17 protein-coding genes and 1 pseudogene are annotated in these 19,473 nt (G+C 58.1%); 9 read left to right on the top strand and 9 right to left on the bottom strand.

Annotation, left to right across the window (positions count from 1 at the left end):
• Positions 1–86: 86 nt before the first annotated feature.
• Positions 87–1,232 (bottom strand): phosphoserine transaminase, encoded by a 1,146-nt coding sequence (locus AKU94_RS03100; protein WP_050525882.1) that lies wholly within the window; start codon positions 1,230–1,232, stop codon positions 87–89.
• 163 nt (positions 1,233–1,395) lie between these two features.
• Positions 1,396–2,214: a sulfotransferase family protein gene (locus tag AKU94_RS03095; RefSeq protein WP_050525881.1), complete on the bottom strand. Its 819-nt coding sequence runs from the start codon at positions 2,212–2,214 to the stop codon at positions 1,396–1,398.
• A gap of 144 nt (positions 2,215–2,358) precedes the next feature.
• On the opposite strand from AKU94_RS03095, the gene AKU94_RS03090 reads away from it, so the two are divergent.
• From AKU94_RS03090 to AKU94_RS03070, 4 genes are all read left to right on the top strand, one after another.
• Positions 2,359–3,936 carry a DUF5928 domain-containing protein gene (locus tag AKU94_RS03090; RefSeq protein WP_050525880.1) on the top strand — a complete coding sequence of 526 codons (1,578 nt, stop codon included), beginning with the start codon at positions 2,359–2,361 and terminating at the stop codon, positions 3,934–3,936.
• Positions 3,937–3,939: 3 nt separating this feature from the next.
• Positions 3,940–4,317, top strand: coding sequence for a histidine triad nucleotide-binding protein (locus AKU94_RS03085; protein ID WP_050525879.1), 378 nt, complete (start codon positions 3,940–3,942; stop codon positions 4,315–4,317).
• A gap of 174 nt (positions 4,318–4,491) precedes the next feature.
• Entirely contained in the window at positions 4,492–4,812 is a 321-nt protein-coding gene (locus tag AKU94_RS03080) for a hypothetical protein (protein ID WP_157056381.1), read from the top strand.
• Between the two features lie 437 nt (positions 4,813–5,249).
• Positions 5,250–5,552 carry an SH3 domain-containing protein gene (locus tag AKU94_RS03070; protein WP_050525922.1) on the top strand — a complete coding sequence of 101 codons (303 nt, stop codon included), beginning with the start codon at positions 5,250–5,252 and terminating at the stop codon, positions 5,550–5,552.
• Between the two features lie 7 nt (positions 5,553–5,559).
• On the opposite strand, the gene ptsP is transcribed toward AKU94_RS03070, so the two are convergent.
• From ptsP to purD, 3 genes are all read right to left on the bottom strand, one after another.
• On the bottom strand, positions 5,560–7,806 hold the full coding sequence (gene ptsP / locus AKU94_RS03065) for a phosphoenolpyruvate--protein phosphotransferase (protein WP_050525876.1): 2,247 nt from the start codon (positions 7,804–7,806) through the stop codon (positions 5,560–5,562).
• A gap of 24 nt (positions 7,807–7,830) precedes the next feature.
• Entirely contained in the window at positions 7,831–9,081 is a 1,251-nt protein-coding gene (locus AKU94_RS03060) for an aspartate kinase (RefSeq protein ID WP_050525875.1), read from the bottom strand.
• A 120-nt stretch (positions 9,082–9,201) separates the two neighbouring features.
• Positions 9,202–10,464 carry a phosphoribosylamine--glycine ligase gene (purD, locus tag AKU94_RS03055; RefSeq protein ID WP_050525874.1) on the bottom strand — a complete coding sequence of 421 codons (1,263 nt, stop codon included), beginning with the start codon at positions 10,462–10,464 and terminating at the stop codon, positions 9,202–9,204.
• Between the two features lie 70 nt (positions 10,465–10,534).
• On the opposite strand from purD, the gene xseA reads away from it, so the two are divergent.
• Complete coding sequence (gene xseA / locus AKU94_RS03050; RefSeq protein WP_050525873.1) at positions 10,535–12,106, top strand: exodeoxyribonuclease VII large subunit; 1,572 nt, start codon at positions 10,535–10,537, stop codon at positions 12,104–12,106.
• An 8-nt stretch (positions 12,107–12,114) separates the two neighbouring features.
• Here xseA and AKU94_RS03045 read toward each other — a convergent pair whose 3' ends face one another.
• Both AKU94_RS03045 and AKU94_RS03040 read right to left on the bottom strand, forming a co-directional pair.
• Positions 12,115–12,513, bottom strand: coding sequence for a hypothetical protein (locus AKU94_RS03045; protein WP_408633657.1), 399 nt, complete (start codon positions 12,511–12,513; stop codon positions 12,115–12,117).
• A 56-nt stretch (positions 12,514–12,569) separates the two neighbouring features.
• Entirely contained in the window at positions 12,570–13,622 is a 1,053-nt protein-coding gene (locus AKU94_RS03040) for an alkane 1-monooxygenase (RefSeq protein WP_332307204.1), read from the bottom strand.
• Between the two features lie 212 nt (positions 13,623–13,834).
• Here AKU94_RS03040 and ftsY point away from each other — a divergent pair, with 212 nt between their 5' ends.
• Complete coding sequence (gene ftsY / locus AKU94_RS03035) at positions 13,835–14,902, top strand: signal recognition particle-docking protein FtsY (RefSeq protein WP_050525870.1); 1,068 nt, start codon at positions 13,835–13,837, stop codon at positions 14,900–14,902.
• A gap of 4 nt (positions 14,903–14,906) precedes the next feature.
• On the opposite strand, the gene uvrB is transcribed toward ftsY, so the two are convergent.
• On the bottom strand, positions 14,907–17,084 hold the full coding sequence (gene uvrB, locus AKU94_RS03030) for an excinuclease ABC subunit UvrB (protein WP_050525921.1): 2,178 nt from the start codon (positions 17,082–17,084) through the stop codon (positions 14,907–14,909).
• A 321-nt stretch (positions 17,085–17,405) separates the two neighbouring features.
• Between uvrB and AKU94_RS03025 the strand changes: the two genes are divergently transcribed.
• Together AKU94_RS03025 and AKU94_RS18920 are read left to right on the top strand one after the other, a co-directional pair.
• Positions 17,406–17,717 (top strand): ETC complex I subunit, encoded by a 312-nt coding sequence (locus AKU94_RS03025; RefSeq protein WP_050525869.1) that lies wholly within the window; start codon positions 17,406–17,408, stop codon positions 17,715–17,717.
• Positions 17,718–17,863: 146 nt separating this feature from the next.
• Positions 17,864–18,512 (top strand): annotated as a pseudogene (locus tag AKU94_RS18920) (MYG1 family protein).
• A 224-nt stretch (positions 18,513–18,736) separates the two neighbouring features.
• Here the strand turns inward: AKU94_RS18920 and AKU94_RS20175 are convergent.
• Entirely contained in the window at positions 18,737–18,958 is a 222-nt protein-coding gene (locus AKU94_RS20175; RefSeq protein WP_050525867.1) for a type I restriction endonuclease subunit R, EcoR124 family, read from the bottom strand.
• A gap of 155 nt (positions 18,959–19,113) precedes the next feature.
• Between AKU94_RS20175 and AKU94_RS03010 the strand changes: the two genes are divergently transcribed.
• Positions 19,114–19,473: IS110 family transposase (locus AKU94_RS03010; protein ID WP_198144812.1), on the top strand; the 360-nt coding region annotated here is incomplete at its 3' end.

The raw sequence follows: 19,473 nt of genomic DNA, 5'->3' as shown, positions 1-19,473 counted from the left end.
GCTCCTATATAGAATATGTGAGGAGATAAGGCGGGCCAATGCCCACCCTACACGTCATAAGTGGGTTGCCCCACCGCATTTATGGTTCAGGAAAGAGCCGCGATTTCGGCCTGAAATGCCCAGTCGATCCACGGCATCAAGGTCGTCACATCCGAGGTCTCAACGGTTGACCCACACCAGATGCGCAAACCGGGAGGGGCATCGCGGTATGCACCGATATCCAGCGCCACGCCCTCTTTCTCCAGCCGCTTCGCAACAGCTTTGGCAAAGGTGGCACCGTCCGTGATGCGCGCATCCACAAATTTCAGGCAAACGCTGGTGGTCGAGGCCGTCGCCGGATCCACCGCCAGATTGGCGATCCAGTCATGCTTGGCCACAAACTCATTCACCGCCGCCGCATTGGCCGAGGCGCGCGCGATCAGCGCAGGCAGACCACCGATAAATTTGGCCCATTTCAGCGACACCAGATAATCCTCAACCGCCAGCATAGAAGGCGTGTTGATCGTCTCGCCGCGGAATATACCCTCAATAAGCTTTCCGCCCTTGGTCATGCGGAAAATCTTGGGCAGGGGCCATGCAGGTGTATAGGTTTCAAGCCGCTCTACCGCGCGCGGGGACAGGATAATCACGCCATGCGCACCCTCACCGCCCAGCACTTTTTGCCAGCTGAAGGTCACCACATCCAGCTTGTCCCAAGGCAGTTCCATCGCAAAAGCGGCCGAGGTCGCATCGCAAATTGTAAGCCCCGCACGACCCACCGGGATCGCATCGCCATTGGGCAAACGCACCCCGCTGGTGGTGCCGTTCCAAGTGAAAACAACATCCTTGTCAAAATCGACTTCGGCAAAATCAACAATTTCGCCGTAAGGTGCTTTGCGCACCACCGCGTCCAGCTTCAACTGTTTGATGACGTCCGTCACCCAGCCTTCGCCGAAACTTTCCCACGCCAGCATTTCCACAGGGCGCGCACCCAGCATCGACCACATCGCCATTTCCACAGCGCCAGTATCAGATCCCGGAACAATCCCGACGCGGTACCCTTCTGGCAGGCCCAGAATTTCCGCAGTGAGGTCAATCGCCTCGGCCAGTTTGGATTTACCAACAGCAGCCCGATGCGAGCGGCCCAAGGGCGCGTCTTCAAGCATGTTCAGGGAATAGTTGGGGATTTTGGCGCAAGGCCCGGATGAAAATCGCGGATTGGTCGGCCGAAGGGCCGGTAGCGTCGCGGTCATGATAGTATCCTCACAGATATGTGCCCTTCGTTGGGGAAGGGTGTCCCGCCGCAATCCCTACGCCTCTGCGAAAAAAACGTCAACTATCAAAGAAGGTAAGGCAAGTATTATATCGCCCAGATAAGACACAACTATCCGTGAGATGCCGCAACGCCGACCGCGCTTAATCGCCCAGCTTGGCGTGAACCTCGTCCAGATCAATTTCGCCGATAGGCATTTTGTTTCCAGCGTTCTCAAAATCATATTTGAACAGCTGGAAATCACGTTTGTAGATTTCCCAGACCAGATGCATCGAGAGGTCATCGAAATAATCCGCAACGGGGTGGGCACGCTTCGGGCCATGCCCCTCGCTTTCATTAAAGCGCGGAATCGTTTTCAGGTCGACTTGATGCGGTGTCTCGATTGCATCGAGCACGGCCTGCATCCCGTCGTCAAACCGCTCGGTGTGAAAAATTTGATTATAGCGCCCCCCGTTCGCGATAAAGGTCGAGACGTGGCCTGACATGGCGGACCAGTGGATATCGGGATCCATAGGCTTGCGCCAACGGATCGTATCCCGCGCAAAAAGTAGAAAACGGCGGAAACTCTTGATCTGGTCAAATTCCTGCTTGCCATCGATGCCGCCCACCTCAATTCCGTATTTCTGAACCAGAAGCGGGACCAGGTTGCCGCGATAGTGTTTGCCATTGCGTTGAATGCCACAAATCTTGTCGAAAAACGAGGAAAGCACCCGCGTATAAGGATTGCGTATGCAGGTAAAAGCATAGGTCTCGCGCGCTTTTGCACGCTGTTCGATCAAAGGCTGGCTATGCTCTTGCGCCCATTTGTGCAGGCCTGATGTTGAATCATGTATGTCGCCATCAAAAAAGCGCCCGTGATCGGAATAATACATGATCTGACCAATTGTCGAACACGCGCATTTCGGAACGACACGGTAAATGACGCTTTCACTTTCAGTCATCCACGTACCCGGAAAACCCATAACACGTCACCCCATAGTCTTTGATCCCTGCTTTAGGGAACATGGTGGAAATTCGTTGCTAAAAAGCAAAGAAAGGCTGTCTTTTCAATGGTTGTTAAAGACATTATGAAAACTATGACCCAAAAGAGGGCTTGGACAGACCATATGGCAAAAATAGCCTATATTCTTTTGTGCCACAAAGATCCGGACGGCGTTATCGCACAGGCAAATCGATTGACCGATGGTGGCGATTTTGTCGTGATACACTTTGATGCCCGCGCCAAAGCGACTGATTTCGACCGCATCCGCCTGAAGCTGGCCGGAAATACCTCGGTGGTGTTCACGCCCAAACGGCTTAAATGTGACTGGGGCGGGTGGAGCCTTGTTGCGGCGACGTTGCTTTCGGCGCGCACCGCGCTTGATGCCTTCCCGCTTGCCACCCATTTCTATATGCTTTCGGGCGATTGCATGCCGATCAGATCGGCAGAATTCATGCATGATTTTCTGGCACCTGCCCAAACCGACTACATTGAAAGTTTCGATTTTTTCAAGTCGGACTGGATCCGGACCGGGATCAAGGAAGAACGCCTTATCTATCGCCACTGGTTTAACGAGCGGACGCATAAGACATTGTTTTACGCCTCTTTGCAGGTCCAAAAACAGCTTGGGCTGACACGCAATCCACCGCCGGGCCTAGACATCCAGATCGGAAGCCAGTGGTGGTGTCTGCGCCGCAACACGGTTGAGATTTTGCTTGAATTTTGTGACGCGCGTCCCGATGTTATACGCTTCTTTCGCACAACCTGGATCCCGGATGAGACCTTCTTTCAAACCCTCGTGCGCCACCTCATCCCCCAAAAAGAGATAGAGACCCGCACGCTCACCTTCCTGATGTTCACCGACTACGGCATGCCCGTCACCTTCTACAACGACCATTACAACCTGCTTTTGAGCCAGAACTACCTGTTCGCCCGCAAAATATCGGATGAGGCCGTAGAGTTGAAAGAGCGTTTGGGCAAGCTCTATTCCGCCAAAGGGGTGGAATTTTCAGCGTCAAACGAAGGTCGGACCCTGTTTGAGTTTCTGACCGCACGCGGCCGTATCGGGCGCCGTTTTACGCCGCGATTCTGGGAAACCGGCAACAGCCTCGGTCGGGACCGCAAGTTGTTGATGGTGATCTCCAAGAAATGGCATGTCGCCAAAAACCTGGCTGAACGGATTCGCAATGTCACGGGGATACCAACCGTCGACTATTTGTTTGATGAGGCCGAAACCCCCCTGCCCGATCTGGGCGGCATCCAATCATCCTTGGAAAAACGTACCCGGCACCGGCGCGCTGTGGTTCGGATGCTGTACGATTACTGGCAGACGGACACTTTGATCATCTGCATTGACCCCGCCAATATCGACCTGATGCATGATTTCGCAACCGACCGGTCCACCTTGCGCCTGCTGGAGGTAGAGTGCAAATTCAGCGACACCTATCTGATTGGTCATGCAAAGCGGGTAAATCTTGCCGGCGACAACACCCCGCCCGAGGTGCTCAACAGCCTGCTCAACACAATCCGGCAAGATCTCCACTTTGAAAGCGAACGGATACGGGACGCCAATTTCGACAACCTGCAACGGATCCGCGAGGCGGCCCCTTTGGAAGAAAACACCGTGGCTTTGACCGCCTTCCTTGGTATACCACATGAGCGCGCGCGAGAAATCGCACGGACAAAAGACCTCTTTGTGGATTGAGCTATGGCCCTTCAATATGACGACCAGAATATTTTCGCCCGCATCCTGCGCGGGGAAATCCCGAACAAAACCGTGCTGGAGACCGAGCACACATTGGCGTTTCACGACATCAGCCCCTCGGCGCCGGTACATATATTGGTGATCCCCAAAGGGCCTTATGTCAGCTTTGACCATTTCTGTGCCGATGCCTCTGACGCCGAGATCCTGGACTTTCAACGCACGGCGGCAAAGGTCTGTGCGATGACCGGCGTGGCCCTTGACAAGGGCGAGGGGTTTCGCGCCATCACCAATGCCGGCGCGCATGGGGTACAAGAGGTGCCGCACTACCACCTGCACATCCTTGGCGGCAGGCCCATGGGCCGGATGTTAAGCACGGCTTAACCCGAACGGCCCCGACAAACGCGTACCAGATTGGCGGGGCCGGTTATACGGCTGCTTTTTTGGCGACTTTATCGTAAAAAAGTGTTAATCATAGGGTACCTCAAAAGGACGCTTTATTCTGCGTGGCCCCGTTTGTTTTGGGGGGGGCCACTTATTTATTAAGGCGCCCTAGTCATGACGCTCAAATCTCTTGCAATGGCCCTTTGCTTCACGTTTTCAGCCGTCACAACAGGGACAGCGACAACAATCGGTCAACCTTTGATCATCGCCGAAGCAGACGGAAACGCGTTCATCCTTGAGTACTTCGAGTTCTTATATCCCAGCGGGATAAAAGAGGTACGCGCATCCGCGATAGCCACCGAAGAATTCGGCACAACCGGCTTTGTCGGAAGCACCTTCAACTACGCGATGGATAGAAACGGCGACGGAACGCTGAGCATCGGCTCATATACTTTTGACATCGTCACATTTACCGATGGCTTTGCCGGTGCCTGAACCAGAAATTTTCGCGATACCGGTTTCATTGCAACAATGTTTCTTGTCAATTTTCCATTTCTATCAAGGGGATCGGATCCGACAACAGGCCGCGAAATTTTTTCAGTTGACTCGGACCCATTCGGCCCCGACCTTGCGATCGATGTGTTCGACGCGCCTTATGCCGAAATTGGGGTGAACATCTTCTATGATGGCGCGTTGCCAACGAATATGTCTTCGTCGAAGGTTTTTTCGCACCCACCCGGATCAAGGTTGGCCTGATCGGCGGCGATCCGGTGGCGCCTGTGCCGCTGTCTGCGGGTGGTATGCTTTTACTCACTGGTCTGACGGGTCTGCTTGGCTGGAAAAAGCGCAGCGCCTGATTTCCTCATGACAAGAGTTGCCTGCAGTAGCGTCCACAGCTTACAAGGACATGATGCAGGTAACGAGGGAAGATGATGCACCGGACCATTTTTTTGGCGCTTACCATAGCTGTTGTGGGGTTTATCCCAGGCCCCAAGCCCGCTAATGCCGCCACGCTCGGCTATTATGAGGTTTTCGGCGTCAAAGGCGACGATATGCTGAAAATGCGCGCGGGGCCGAGCGTCGGCTATAACATCATTCTTGGCCTGCCGAATGGCACTGTTTTGCGCGTCTATAGCTGTGAACAAACCGGCGGCACCCGTTGGTGCAAGGTATCGCTCAAGGAGGCGCGCGGGTTCAAGGGCTATGTTTCTTGGGCCTATCTGCGCGAAAACTGACGCAGCCTCAGGAATTGGGCTGCTTGGCCAGAAAATCCATCACAGCCGGGCGCACCGATTCCACACCCTTGGCACATTCCGCATCAATGACCTTGCGCAATGCAGCCAAATCCGTGCGCAAGATCAGGCTTTTCACCGGCCCGATAGAGGCCGGACGCATGGACAGCGAGTGAAGCCCCATCGCCGCAAGGCAAATCGCCTCAACGGGACGACCGGCATCTTCGCCACAAAAGGAAAGCCGCGTCGAGGTTTGCGCACAGCGGCTCACGATCTGCCCGATAAACCCGAGGAATGAGGCGTTCAACGTATCATAGCGGCGGCGCACGCGTTCATTCTCACGGTCGGCTGCAAAGAAAAACTGCTTGAGGTCATTGCCCCCGATAGAGATGAAATCGGCCATTTCGAAAAACGCCTGTGGTGCGAAAGCGAGGCTAGGAGTTTCCAGCATTGCCCCGATCTCCAGGGTTTCGGGCGTTGGACGGCCAAGGGCTGCCTCCCGCTCAACCTGACGCAACACATGGGCGCGGGCGCTGATGAATTCGGCATGTTCTGCGATAAAAGGGAACATGATAGACAAAGGCCGCCCGCGCGCCGCCCGGATCAGCGCCTGCGCCTGCATCCGTAACACACCGGGCTTGTCCAGCCCCACCCGGATCGCGCGCCAACCCATCGCGGGGTTCGGCTCATCCTGCGGCGTCATATAGGGCAGTACCTTGTCCGACCCGATATCAAGCGTGCGAAAGGACACACTCCGGCCATGCGCGGCATCCATCACATAGGCGTAAAGCTTGGCCAGCTCATCCCGTTTTGGCATCTTGTTGCGTATCAGGAACTGCAATTCGGTCCGGAACAGCCCGACGCCCTCGGCCCCCGAACCCTCAAGGCTTGGCAAATCGGCCATCAGGCCCGCATTCATCTGCAGGCAGATCCGCTGGCCGTCACGCGATATTGCAGGCTTGTCCCGCAAACCGGCATAACGTTGTTGTGCCTGTGTCTGCATCGCGATCTTGTCACGAAAACCCGTTGCGACCGAGGCTTCGGGTCGCAGATGGGCAATCCCCTGATCGCCGTCCACCAAAATATGATCGCCGTTCAGCGCCTCATTGATAATGCCCTTGGCGTTGATCACCAAAGGTATTGTCAGCGCCCGCGCCACAATTGCCGCATGTGACCCGACCGAGCCTTCTGCCAGCACCACACCGCGCAGCTTGCGCCCGTATTCCAGCAGTTCCGCCGGCCCAATATTGCGCGCCACAAGCACCGGATCATCCGGCATTTCCGCACCAGTATCCTGACCCTGCCCCGTCAGGATACGCAGCAGGCGGTTGGCGAGATCATCCAGATCGTTCAACCGTTCGCGCAAATAAGCATCGGGCACCTGGCTTAGACGTGCGCGGGTTGTGGATTGCTCCTTCTCCACCGCGGCCTCGGCAGAAAGCCCGGCTTGGATGTCTTCCTCCATCCGGCGCAGCCAGCCGCGCGAATGGGCGAACATCCGGTAGGCTTCCAGAACCTGCTTTTGTTCCTTATCAAGGCTTTGCGCGGCCAGCAGATCATCGACCGAGACCCGCAGCTTTCCAACCGCATCGCGGATGCGCAACGTCTCCACCTCGGGATCGTCAGCCACCGGATTGGCAACAACCACACGTGGTTCATGCAGCCAGACCTTGCCTTCGGCGCTGCCTTCCTGCCCGGTGCCGCCGCGAAACATCACCTGCTGTTTGTGCAACGCGCCAAGGGCCGCGCCGTCACCGATAAAGGCACCCAGTTCGGTCATCTCGGCCAGAACCATGGCGACGACTTCCAGCGCATAGACCTCGTCTTCGGAGAACTCTCGCGAGGCTTTTGACTGCACCACCAGCACGCCCAGCTTTTCGCCAACCCGCTGGATCGGCACACCAAGGAAAGAGGAAAAGCATTCCTCCCCCGTTTCGGCCATGAAGCGGAATCCCTTTTCGGCAGGGGCGTCGGCGGTATTGATCGGCACCGCGGTGCGCGCAACACGGCCCACAAGCCCCTCACCCAGACGCAAGCGGGTGTTATGCACTGCCTCGGCGCGCAGCCCCTCGGTGGCGCATAGCTCCAATGTTTCGGCATCGCGGAAAAGGTAGATCGAACACACCTCTGTGCCCATCGAATCCGCGATAAGCGTAGTTACATAGTCAAGCCGTTCCTGGCCCTGCCCTGGTTCGGCCAAGCTATCGCGCAAGCGTTTAAGCAGCTTGCGACTGTCATTGTCACTTCGGTCTGGCATAGGCCCCCGGGCGTGGTCTGCGGATTATCCCGCCTTGTCCAAGTCAAAGGCATCATGCAGTGCCTGAACAGCAAGTTCCATATATTTCCGGTCGATCAAGACAGAGATTTTGATTTCCGATGTAGAAATCACCTTGATATTGACGTTTTCCTTGGCAAGCGCCTTAAACATAATCGCGGCAACCCCTGCATGGGAGCGCATACCAATGCCAACCACCGACACTTTGGCGACATCGCTGTCGATGCTCAGATCCTCATATCTGATGGTGCCTGCGGCCTTGGCATCTTCCATCGCCTTACGGGCACGCGCCACCTGATTGATCGGACAGGAAAATGTCATATCCGTCACGGACCCGTCACCGGCCTTTTCCGAGATGTTCTGAACGATCATATCGACGTTCACACCTGCTTCGGACAAGGGGCCAAAGATGGCCGCGGCAATGCCGGGGCTGTCTTCGACCGTCACCAGGGTGACCTTCGCCTCATCGCGCGAGTAGGCAACGCCAGAAACAACTTTCGATTCCATGATTTCATCCTCATCGCAAAGAAGCGTGCCAGAGCTGTCGTCGGTATCCTCGAACGAGGACAACACACGCAGCGGCACCTTAAAGCGCATTGCAAGTTCAACCGACCGCGTTTGCAGCACCTTCGCCCCAAGCGAGGCCAGTTCCAGCATCTCCTCAAAGGCGATACGGTCCAGTTTGCGCGCTTTGTCGGTGATGCGCGGGTCGGTGGTATAAATGCCGTCGACATCGGTGAAAATATCACAGCGTTCCGCGCCAAAGGCGGCAGCAAAGGCCACGGCCGTGGTATCGGAACCGCCTCGCCCCAGCGTGGTTATGCGTCCTTCGGGGGAAACCCCCTGAAAGCCTGCGACAACGGCAACCTTGAAGCCTTCAGCAAATTTAGCGTTCAGATTTTCGGTCGGAATAGAAGAAAACCGCGCCGAGGCGTGGGTGGATGTTGTGTTGATCGGCACCTGCCAACCTTGCCAGCTGCGTGCCGGCACGTCCATTTCCTGCAAGGTCAGCGCCACCAAACCCGCAGTGACATTTTCACCGCTAGAGACAACCGCATCATATTCTCGCGCATCATAAAGCGGCGAGGTGCTTTCCACCCAGCCGACCAGCTCATTGGTCTTGCCCGACATCGCGCTGACAATGACAATTACGTCATAGCCGCGCTCTACCTCACGCTTTACCTTTCGGGCCACATTCTTGATGCGGTCCAGATCGGCAACCGAGGTGCCTCCAAATTTCATTACGAGAAGCGGCATGGTCCCTCCCACGGCCTCAAAAGTTGCGGCCTTTTATGCGTCAAACCCAGCGAACGCAAGGGGCAAGAACAACGCCCCCCGGCGGGTTTTCATCGCGCTCCAGTCACCCGATAAGGAACATCAAAGCGCGCGCCAGCCGATATCACGTCGACAAAACCCGCCGGGCCAATCGATTTTATCAACCATCGCATAGGCGCGCGCCTGCGCCTCTTGCAACGAGTTACCGCGCGCGGTCACGTTCAAGACCCGCCCGCCTGCAGCCACGATTGCGCCGTCCTTTCGGGCGGTTCCGGCATGGTACACCATGTTGAAGCTGTCCCCGCCCAAGCCGGACAATCCGTTAATTACACTGCCCTTTTCAGGTATTCCCGGATAACCTTTCGCCGCCATGACAACCGAGATCGCGTGATCCTCGGCCCAATTGACCTGCGCGCCCGCCAGATCGCCTTTGGCACAGGCCAGCATCAGGTCCAGCGCCTGTGCGCCAAGCCGCATCATCAAGACCTGACATTCAGGATCGCCAAAGCGCGCGTTATATTCCACCAGCCGCGCGTGGCCGTCCTTGATCATCAAACCCGCATAAAGCACCCCTTCAAACGGTGTGCCGCGCGCGGCCATTTCCGCCACGGTCGGACGCACGATCTGTGCCATCACATCCTCCAGAATGGCATCGCTCAGCACAGGTGCCGGGCTATAGGCCCCCATACCGCCCGTATTGGGTCCGGTATCACCCTCGCCCACCCGCTTGTGGTCTTGGGCCGTGCCGATGGGCAGACAGTTCACCCCGTCGGACAGGATGAAAAGGCTTGCCTCTTCGCCCTCCATGAACTCCTCGATCACAACCTCGGCACCGGCCGCGCCAAAGGCACCACCGAAAATCTCATCGATGCCACCCAAGGCTTCGGGCAATGTCATGCCCATGATGACACCCTTGCCCGCCGCCAAGCCATCGGCCTTGATCACCAAAGGCGCGCCATGTTTTTCCACATAAGCCTTGGCCGAGGCCGCATCGGTAAAGCGGGCATAGCCTGCGGTGGGGGCCGCACAGGCATCGCAAATCTCTTTGGTAAAGGCTTTTGACGCCTCCAACCGCGCCGCCGCCGCCGACGGGCCAAAGGTCAGCAGTCCCGCGGCGCGGGTGGCATCGGCAATACCGGCCGCCAAGGGGGCCTCTGGCCCGATCACCACGAAATCCACCGCGTTGGCCGCGCAAAAGGTGACGACCTCGGCCGCGTCCAGAATGTCGAAATCCGCACATTCCGCGATCTGTGCGATGCCCGCATTGCCCGGTGCGACAATCAGCCGGTCGCATTTCGGGTTTTGCTTGATCGCCCATGCAAGGCTGTGCTCGCGCCCGCCGCTGCCCAAAATCAAGATATTCATTGCGTCCCCCGCTTGGCCTTTGTGTTGCGGCGTTCTAAGGTCTGACGACAAAGACCACAAGAAGGCGCGTATGTCCGACCTGTTTGAAGACGGCCCCAGCGGCAATTCCCCCGAATACACGGTCTCCGAACTTTCGGGCGCGGTGAAACGCGTGATCGAGGGGGAATTCGGCCTTGTCCGAGTGCGCGGCGAAATTGGGCGGGTGTCGCGTCCCGCCTCGGGGCATATGTATTTCGACCTCAAGGATGATCGCAGCGTGGTCGCCGCGATCAGCTGGAAGGGTCAGGTCTCCAAGATGCAGGTCAAGCCCGAGGAAGGGATGGAGGTCATCGCCACCGGCCGCATGACCACCTTTCCCGGCCAGTCGAAATATCAGCTGATCGTCGAGAGTGTCGTTCCCGCGGGTGCGGGCGCATTGATGGCCATGCTTGAGGCGCGGCGCAAGGCGCTGGCGGCCGAAGGTCTGTTTGATGCCGGTCGCAAACGCCCCCTGCCCTATTTGCCAGCGGTGATCGGGGTTGTCACCTCGCCTTCGGGTGCGGTGATCCGCGATATCCTGCACCGGCTGCGCGACCGCTTTGCGCGTCATGTCCTGATCTGGCCGGTGGCCGTGCAAGGACAGGCCTGCGCACCAGAGGTGGCCGCAGCGATCAAAGGCTTCAACGCCATCGCCCCCGGCGGCCCGATCCCGCGCCCTGACCTGATCATCGTCGCACGCGGCGGCGGCTCGCTTGAGGATCTTTGGGGCTTTAACGAGGAAATCGTGGTGCGCGCGGCAGCCGAAAGCCAGATCCCGCTGATTTCCGCGGTGGGGCATGAAACCGACACCACCTTGATTGACCACGCCAGCGACCGGCGCGCGCCCACGCCCACGGCCGCGGCTGAAATCGCCGTGCCAGTGCGGATGGAGCTGATTGCAGCGCTTGACGGGCAAACGGCACGGTTGACGCGCGCCGTGGCCCAAGGCCTCGGGCGGCGCGGAGAGCGGTTGCGCGATCTGGGGCGCGCCCTGCCCCGCATAGAAACCCTGACCCAAGGACCCGCGCAACGCTTTGACCTTTGGGGCGGGCGTTTGGGCGGGGCATTGACGCTTGCCACCGGCGCCAAACGCGCCGGCCTTGACCGGATCGCCGCACCAATGCGCCCGCGCTTGCTGCTGGATATGGTGGCACGCCGCCGTGACCGGCTGGAGGAACGCCACCGCGCGCTTGGCCAATCCCACGCCCGCCGGATGGAGCGTGCCGCCGAACGGCTGGCCTCCCAATCGGAACGGCTGCAATCGTCGATCACCAATGCGTTTTCCAAGGCAGGCCGCGACATTGCCAAGGATCGCACGCGCCTAACATCACTTGAGGCGCGCTTGCATGCCGCCCCTGGATTGCAGCTTGGTGCCCTAAGCAAACGCCTTGATGCGCTGGACCGCACACGCCAAACCCTTGGATATGGCGAAACCTTGCGGCGCGGCTATGCGGTGGTGCGCGGTGAAGACGGGGTTGTGACCTCGCGCGCCGATGCGGCCAAGGCTGGCGCACTGGAGGTCGAATTCCACGATGGACGCTTGCCGGTCGGTGCCGCCGCCAAACCGGTCAAAGCCAAACCGCGTCCGCCCAAATCCGGCGGCAAGCAAGGCAGCCTGTTTTAACCCAGCCCCTAGACCCCGATATCAGGGCCGCTACAGGCCAGCGGCGCATCGGTCTGGGACAGCTCCTTTAACTCGGTCGAGGGTGGATCGGACATGAACCGCGCCGTCAGCGCACCGCCCTGCAAATAAAACATCCAGCACTGCGGGGTGGCGTCATGCTCATAGACAAAACAGATGCTTTCCGCATCCTCATACCAATGGCCAATGCGGCAGGTGTCATCGACAAAGGCCCAGCGGACACGGCGGTTTGGCAGATATTGCTCTATGCCATAAACCTCGCCGCCCACCGCATAGGTCAGGGTTTTTCCGGTCGCATAGGCGTCAAACTCTGCGCCGGTCAGCGGGGTTTCGGCCAGCGCAGGAGTTGCCACGGCAAGAAGAAGGGTCAGAGGAACAAAGCGCATGATCGGCCTTTTTGCTGAAGCTTTCACCCAGCTTGCCCCAAGGCGGCGGGTATTTCCAGTCACGCCTTCGTTTCCAGCGAATGTGTGGCGCAATCCTGCTGCCATTTTGCCAACCTGCGCCGGATCACCCGCCGCCAAAGACGCGGGAAAAGCGCCAGCGTACAGCAAACCGGCAGCGGGTAGGGCAGATAGGGCGCATCCCCCTTGGCGGGCAGGCGCAGCGCGGGATAGGGGCGGCCCGGATGTGCATGGTGGTCGGAATGGCGCGGCGCGTTCAACATCAGCGACGAGGAAAACCAATGCGGCGCATTCCAACTATGGCGCGCCGAGACCGGCTCCAGCCGACCATTTGGCAGGCGCGCGCGGCGCAATCCGTAATGCTGCACATAATCGGCCAACAGCAGTTGCATTTGCCCGTGCAGCGCCAAAAGCGCCCAGACCAGAACCCCGCCCCAGCCAGCAATAACAAACGCCAATCCCAAGGACACCGCCGAGATCGCGGCATAATGGAAATAAGGGTGCAGCCCCCTATCCCCGCGCAATCTGGCCTCCGCCCGCCAGCCCTGTCGGAAGGATCCGCCCCATGCCCGCCACCAGAAATGGTAAAAACTCTCCCCCTCGCGCGCGGTATTGGGGTCGTCAAGGCTGGCCGCGAAACGGTGATGCACCAAGCGGTGCGCCGAGGCGTGATGCCCGAAGAGCAGCGTGGCATAGACCACAACCCCCAAACCATAAAGCACGCGGTTGCCCCTGTGGATCAGCTCATGCGCGCAGGGGTTGGAAACCTGCCCGAACCAAAGCCCTGCCGCAAAGCCCAGCAACAGCTTTTGCCCGATGCGCAGCCCGCTTGGCCCCGCGATGGCCCAGACAACCAGTGGAAAGGCCAGCAGATGCGCCAGCGCCAGAACCACCAGCAGCGCATTGGCGGCGGGAAACTCTGCCCCCTCGGGCGCGTCGGGCATCACCCAGCGCACCGCTTGGTCCAAGGTTGCCGTCAGCACGGTCATATAAAGCACCGCCGCCCAGACCCACAGCCCGCCAAAACCGGCGGCAAGGCAGATCAGCGCGAAGGGCATCAGCGCGGCAAGGGCAAAAAGCGGCATTCGGGGCATGGACCGCTCCTGTCTTAACGGGTCTCGGATTTCGCTCAGCATAAATGCCTTGTGATTTAGGAGAAGTAAAATGATCCCGCAAAGAGACGGCCAAATGCCGCGGCACGGGTGCTTTTTCCGGCGTTCAGCACAAGATTGGCGTGCTTGCGCCCTTCCTTTGCCGGTTCGGATTGATTAGGTGAATAACAACGCAATCTGTGCAAGGGGCCACCATGTCGTTCTTGAAGAAACTCCGCGACAAGATGTTTCGTTCTTCGGACAAGATCACCGATGGGTTGGATGCGCTGGTCGCCCCCGACCCCGACGATGCGCCACAAACCGACCCACAGGCTGAGGCGGAAATCACACCGGATGTCGCGCCCGCGCCGACCGCGCAACCAGAGGCCGCACCAGCGCCAAAACCGGGTATCCTTGGGCGGTTTATGGGGCGCGCCCCCGAAGAGGCAAAGCGCGAATTTGACGATGCCATGCTCGAAAGCCTTGAGGAGTTGTTGATCGAGGCCGATATGGGCGTGGAAACCGCCCTGCGCGTCACCGCCAATATCGCCGAGGGGCGCATGGGCAAACGGGTCAGCGCGGCAGATATCAAACAGGCATTGGCCGCCGAGGTGACGCGGATCATGGAGCCGGTCGCCCGTCCGATGCCGCTTTATGCCAAGCGCCCGCAAGTGGTGCTGGTCGTGGGGGTCAACGGTTCGGGCAAGACCACAACCATCGGTAAGCTGGCCAGCCAGTTCAAGGCGGCGGGGAAATCCGTGGTGATTGCGGCGGGCGATACCTTTCGCGCGGCGGCCGTCGAACAGCTTCAGGTCTGGGGTGAACGCGCGGGCGTGCCGGTGCTGACGGCCCCCGAGGGCTCCGACCCCGCCAGCCTTGCCTTTGAGGCGATGACCAAGGCGCAGGAAAGCGGCGCGGATCTTTTGATGATCGACACCGCCGGCCGTTTGCAAAACCGCGCCGACCTGATGGAAGAGCTGACCAAGATCGTCCGCGTCATCCGCAAGAAAGACCCCGAGGCGCCGCATAACACGCTGTTGGTGCTGGATGCGACCACGGGGCAGAACGCCGTCAATCAGGTGGAAATTTTCCGCAAGATTGCGGATGTCTCGGGCCTTGTGATGACCAAGCTGGACGGCACCGCCAAGGGCGGGGTTCTGGTGGCGCTGGCCGATAAGTTCGGCCTGCCGATCCATGCAATCGGTGTGGGCGAGCAGATCGACGACCTTGCCCCGTTCGACCCCGAGGATTTCGCGGCAGCCCTTGTCGGCCTCGATAAGTAAACGGTTAGCGCCGCGGGCGCGCCTTGCCCCCGCGCATACCCGCCCGACCGGCGGTCGAACGCCCTGCGGTCTTCCTTGCGTCTTCCAAGGCACCCTCGACCACTGATTGCCGCGCAAGCGGATCATCGGCGATGGTAAGCTCCACGGTTTCCAGACGTTTGACCTCATCGCGCAGGCGGGCGGCCTCCTCAAACTCAAGGTTCTCGGCGGCTTTGCGCATTTGCACCCGCAAGGCATCCAGATGCGCCGCAAGATTGCCGCCAAGCAGGGGTTCGACCTTGGCGGTGATACGCGACTGATCGGTATCGCCCTGCCACAGCCCCGCCAGAATATCCTCGACGTTTTTCTTGACCGTGGTGGGGGTAATGCCGTGCAGTTCGTTATAGGCGATCTGTTTGGCACGACGACGGTCGGTTTCACCCATCGCGCGCTCCATCGAGCCGGTGATCCGGTCGGCATACATGATCACCCGCCCGTCAGAGTTTCGGGCCGCGCGACCGATGGTCTGGATCAATGAGGTTTCCGAGCGTAGGAAGCCCTCTTTATCGGCGTCCAGAATGGCAACCAAGCCGCATTCGGGGATATCCAGCCCCTCGCGCAACAAGTTGATCCCGACCAGAACGTCAAACGCCCCCAACCGCAAATCCCGAAGGATCTCAATACGTTCAATCGTATCGATATCCGAATGCATATAGCGGATACGGATGCCTTGTTCGTGGAAATATTCGGTCAGATCCTCGGCCATGCGCTTGGTCAACACCGTGACCAGAACCCGCAGGCCCGCTTGGGCCACACGTCGGATTTCATCCAGCAGGTCATCAACCTGTGCCTCAACCGGACGGATCTCTACCTTGGGGTCAAGCAACCCCGTAGGGCGAATGACCTGTTCGGTAAAGACACCGCCAGCTTGCTCCAACTCCCATTTCGCGGGAGTGGCGGAAACGAAGATGGACTGCGGGCGCATCGCATCCCATTCCTCAAACTTGAGGGGGCGGTTGTCCATGCAGGACGGCAGGCGGAACCCGTGTTCGGCCAGCGTCATCTTGCGCCGAAAGTCGCCCTTGTACATGCCCCCGATCTGCGGCACAGAAACATGGGATTCGTCGGCAAAGACAATGGCATTATCGGGGATAAATTCAAACAACGTCGGCGGTGGCTCGCCCGGTGCGCGGCCCGTCAAATAGCGGGAATAGTTCTCGATCCCGTTGCAAACACCCGTGGCCTCCAGCATCTCCAGATCAAAGGAACAGCGTTGTTCCAGCCGCTGCGCCTCCAAGAGCTTGCCCTCGGCGGTCAACTGATCCAGCCGCATCCGCAGCTCTTTCTTGATGCCGATGATGGCCTGATTCATCGTCGGACGCGGGGTGACATAGTGGGAATTCGCATAGATACGAATCTGCTTGAAACTGTCGGTCTTGGCCCCCGTCAGCGGGTCAAATTCGATAATCGCCTCCAGCTCCTCACCAAAGAAGGAGAACCGCCAGGCGCGATCTTCAAGGTGGGCAGGCCAGACCTCTAGCGAATCGCCCCGCACCCGAAAGCAACCGCGCTGAAACGCCTGATCGTTGCGGCGGTACTGCTGGGCCACCAGTTCCGCGATCATTTGCCGCTGGTCATAGCTTTCGCCCGTCACAAGGTCTTGGGTCATCGCGGAATAGGTTTCAACCGAGCCGATACCATAGATACAGGATACCGAGGCGATGATGATCACATCATCGCGTTCCAATAGCGCCCGCGTGGCCGAGTGGCGCATCCTGTCGATCTGCTCGTTGATCTGCGATTCCTTTTCGATAAAGGTATCGGAGCGGGCGACATAGGCCTCGGGCTGATAATAGTCATAATAGCTGACGAAATATTCAACGGCGTTATCGGGGAAAAACCCTTTGAATTCACCATAAAGCTGGGCGGCCAGCGTTTTATTGGGTGCCAGAATGATGGCCGGGCGCTGCGTTTCCTCGATTACCTTGGCCATGGTAAATGTCTTGCCGGTGCCGGTCGCCCCCAGCAAAACCTGATCACGGTCCCCGTCCAAGATGCCGCCTGCCAGCTCTTTGATCGCTGTGGGCTGGTCGCCTGCGGGCTCAAACGGTGTTGACAGCTTGAACTTCCGCCCGCCTTCCAGTTTGGGGCGGGTCAGAACATCTGGGCGCGTGGAGGGTTCGTTCGTATTGTTATGGGGCATGCTGATTCCTTCGGCCCCAAGATTGGTCTGTTTTTGTTCCGGTTCAAGGGCTGTTAACAACTTGTTAGCCAAGGTTCCTGAAATCTTAGCATTTGAATGTCAATTTTATGGAATAACCAAGGCAGCAGTGCATCTTTGGGTTGAGTTATCGGCGATCTTGATGCAAGGTAATGAGGCAAGCAGCTTTAGACTGTCGACCGATCGCACCACACACCCCACCACACTCCCAGTGATTGGTCGACAGCACCAAACCGTAAAACCCTTGCAAATCCCCTGCTTTGTCCGGCATATGGTGGTAAGCCACGTCCAAGGAGCCTTCTCATGCGCGCCCGCATTTATCAACCCGCCCGCAATGCCATGCAATCAGGAACAGCCAAGACCAAAAACTGGGTTCTGGATTTTGTACCTGCATCCGCACGGTCCGTGGATCCGCTGATGGGCTGGACCTCTAGTGCGGATATGAACGCACAGGTCCGCTTGCGTTTCGAAAGCAGGGAAGCCGCAGAAACCTACGCTAAATCCCATGGCATTGAGTACTCGGTGACCACGCCAAAAACACGCAAAGCCAATATTCGGCCCGGCGGCTACGGCGACAATTTTGCAACCAACCGTCGCGGTGTTTGGACCCATTGAATGCTGTAAATCGGGGTAAAGATCCGGTGAAGCTGATATTTGGTCTTTTGGCGCATTCTGCCACCCGCCCTGAACCGAAAGCGGAACCATTCATAAACCGAATTTACGGGCGGCCTCATCGGCTGCCTAAATTAATTTTAGCCTTGCTGAAGCCCGTCAGGACCATCACCCACCTTGTCGCCCATTCCGGCGGTTTCACGCGGATGGGCTGTTGTCCTCGGTCATTCTGACACGGCTGATTCCCGATGCGACGCCGACCCGCACCCGTGACAAAGCACGGATCACCCCCCCCGCCGTCGACCGTATCATCTATGACGTGGGCGGTGATTTTAACGCCGAGGCGCAGATTTTCGACCGCCACCAGCGCCCGAACCCGCTGCGTAAAGACGGCCAGCCCTACAGCTTTTTCGGGCTGGTCTGGGCGCAATATGGCCGCGATTACCTGCGCACGATGGATGTGGCAGATCATGATAATGAGGCGACCTGGGGTTCATTCGATCGTGCCTTTGTGTTGCGGGTTGATCTGGGCGATAACGGCGCGGTCAACACGTCCGAGGCTTGCTGGAAAGCCTGAAAACCGTGTTCGACGACACTGCCGAAGGCGCCAACGCGCGCACCCTTACGGCCGCCTAGCCCATAGCCCGCGCCTTTGTCTAGGCGCAGATCCGACGCAAGGCCGCGAGCGGTGTAAAGGGCGCCAAATCCTGCCATAACGGCCGCTTCATCGCGGTGGCTGCCAGCTGTAAGGCTGTGCTGAAAATACCAAAGCTGGCGGTAGCCGAAGCTTTGGTTTGATCGCCTTGGCCTTATGGTAACCGTTCCATTTTTGCCGTCCGTCTGACCTAACGTTAAGGTTTCTGGCCTTCGAACCCATTCGCCAACGATCGCAACCTGCGCTTCAAAGAGCAAAGCCGTGACTGTTCGCATCTATTGGATATCCCCGCCCACTTTCTTAAATTTTTCCACAAACGAAGAAAACTTCTGGAATACCGTTTGCTTTTTAGTCCGGAATTGCGGGTTTAATGAGCTCTTTTTTTTGACAAAATGACATTCAGATCCACGCCGTTCTCGCTCGCAAATTCTCGCTTGACGGCAGTTGCAATAAAGCGCTTTGCAGCATTTTGATCTAGCCCTTCCGACTTGTTGAGCACCTCAACTTCCCGCGCTTGCTCTGCCCGAGCGAAAGCATGAAATGCATCAATGATAGGGCACAGGACCTTTATACAGACGGAGGACACCATCAATGATGGGGTGGATGCGCCACCCGGCGGCATCGCAATGTGCCAGAATGATAGCAGTTTAAACTGTCATACAAAGGAAGAGCATCCATAGAGAATGTTAGCGTAGTAGGAATTGATTTAGCAAAACGGGGCTTCCAACTGCACGGGGCTTCCAACTGCACGGGGCTGCCACCGATGGTTCCGTTGTGTTCCGCAAGAAATTGTCGCGGCCTCAGCTTATTGCGTTCCTGAGTAAGCTTCCAAGGTGCGTTGTTGCTATGGAGGCTTGCGCTACGTCCCATTATTGGGGGCGTGAGATTGGCAAGCTCGGTCACGAGGCGCGTCTAATCCCACCTGTTTACGTTAAGCCGTTTGTGAAGCGTCAAAAGAACGATGCAAATGACGCAGAAGCGATCGCGGAGGCGGCATCGCGCCCGACCATGCGCTACGTCTCGGTTAAAAGCGCAGAACAACAGGCGCAGTGCATGGTCTGTCGAAGACGCGATTTAAAGGTCCGCCAACGCTCCCAGTTGGTA

This window comes from Pseudorhodobacter aquimaris, assembly GCF_001202025.1.
GTDB classification, from domain to species: domain Bacteria; phylum Pseudomonadota; class Alphaproteobacteria; order Rhodobacterales; family Rhodobacteraceae; genus Pseudorhodobacter; species Pseudorhodobacter aquimaris.
This window is presented reverse-complemented; position numbering and strand designations above follow the sequence as displayed.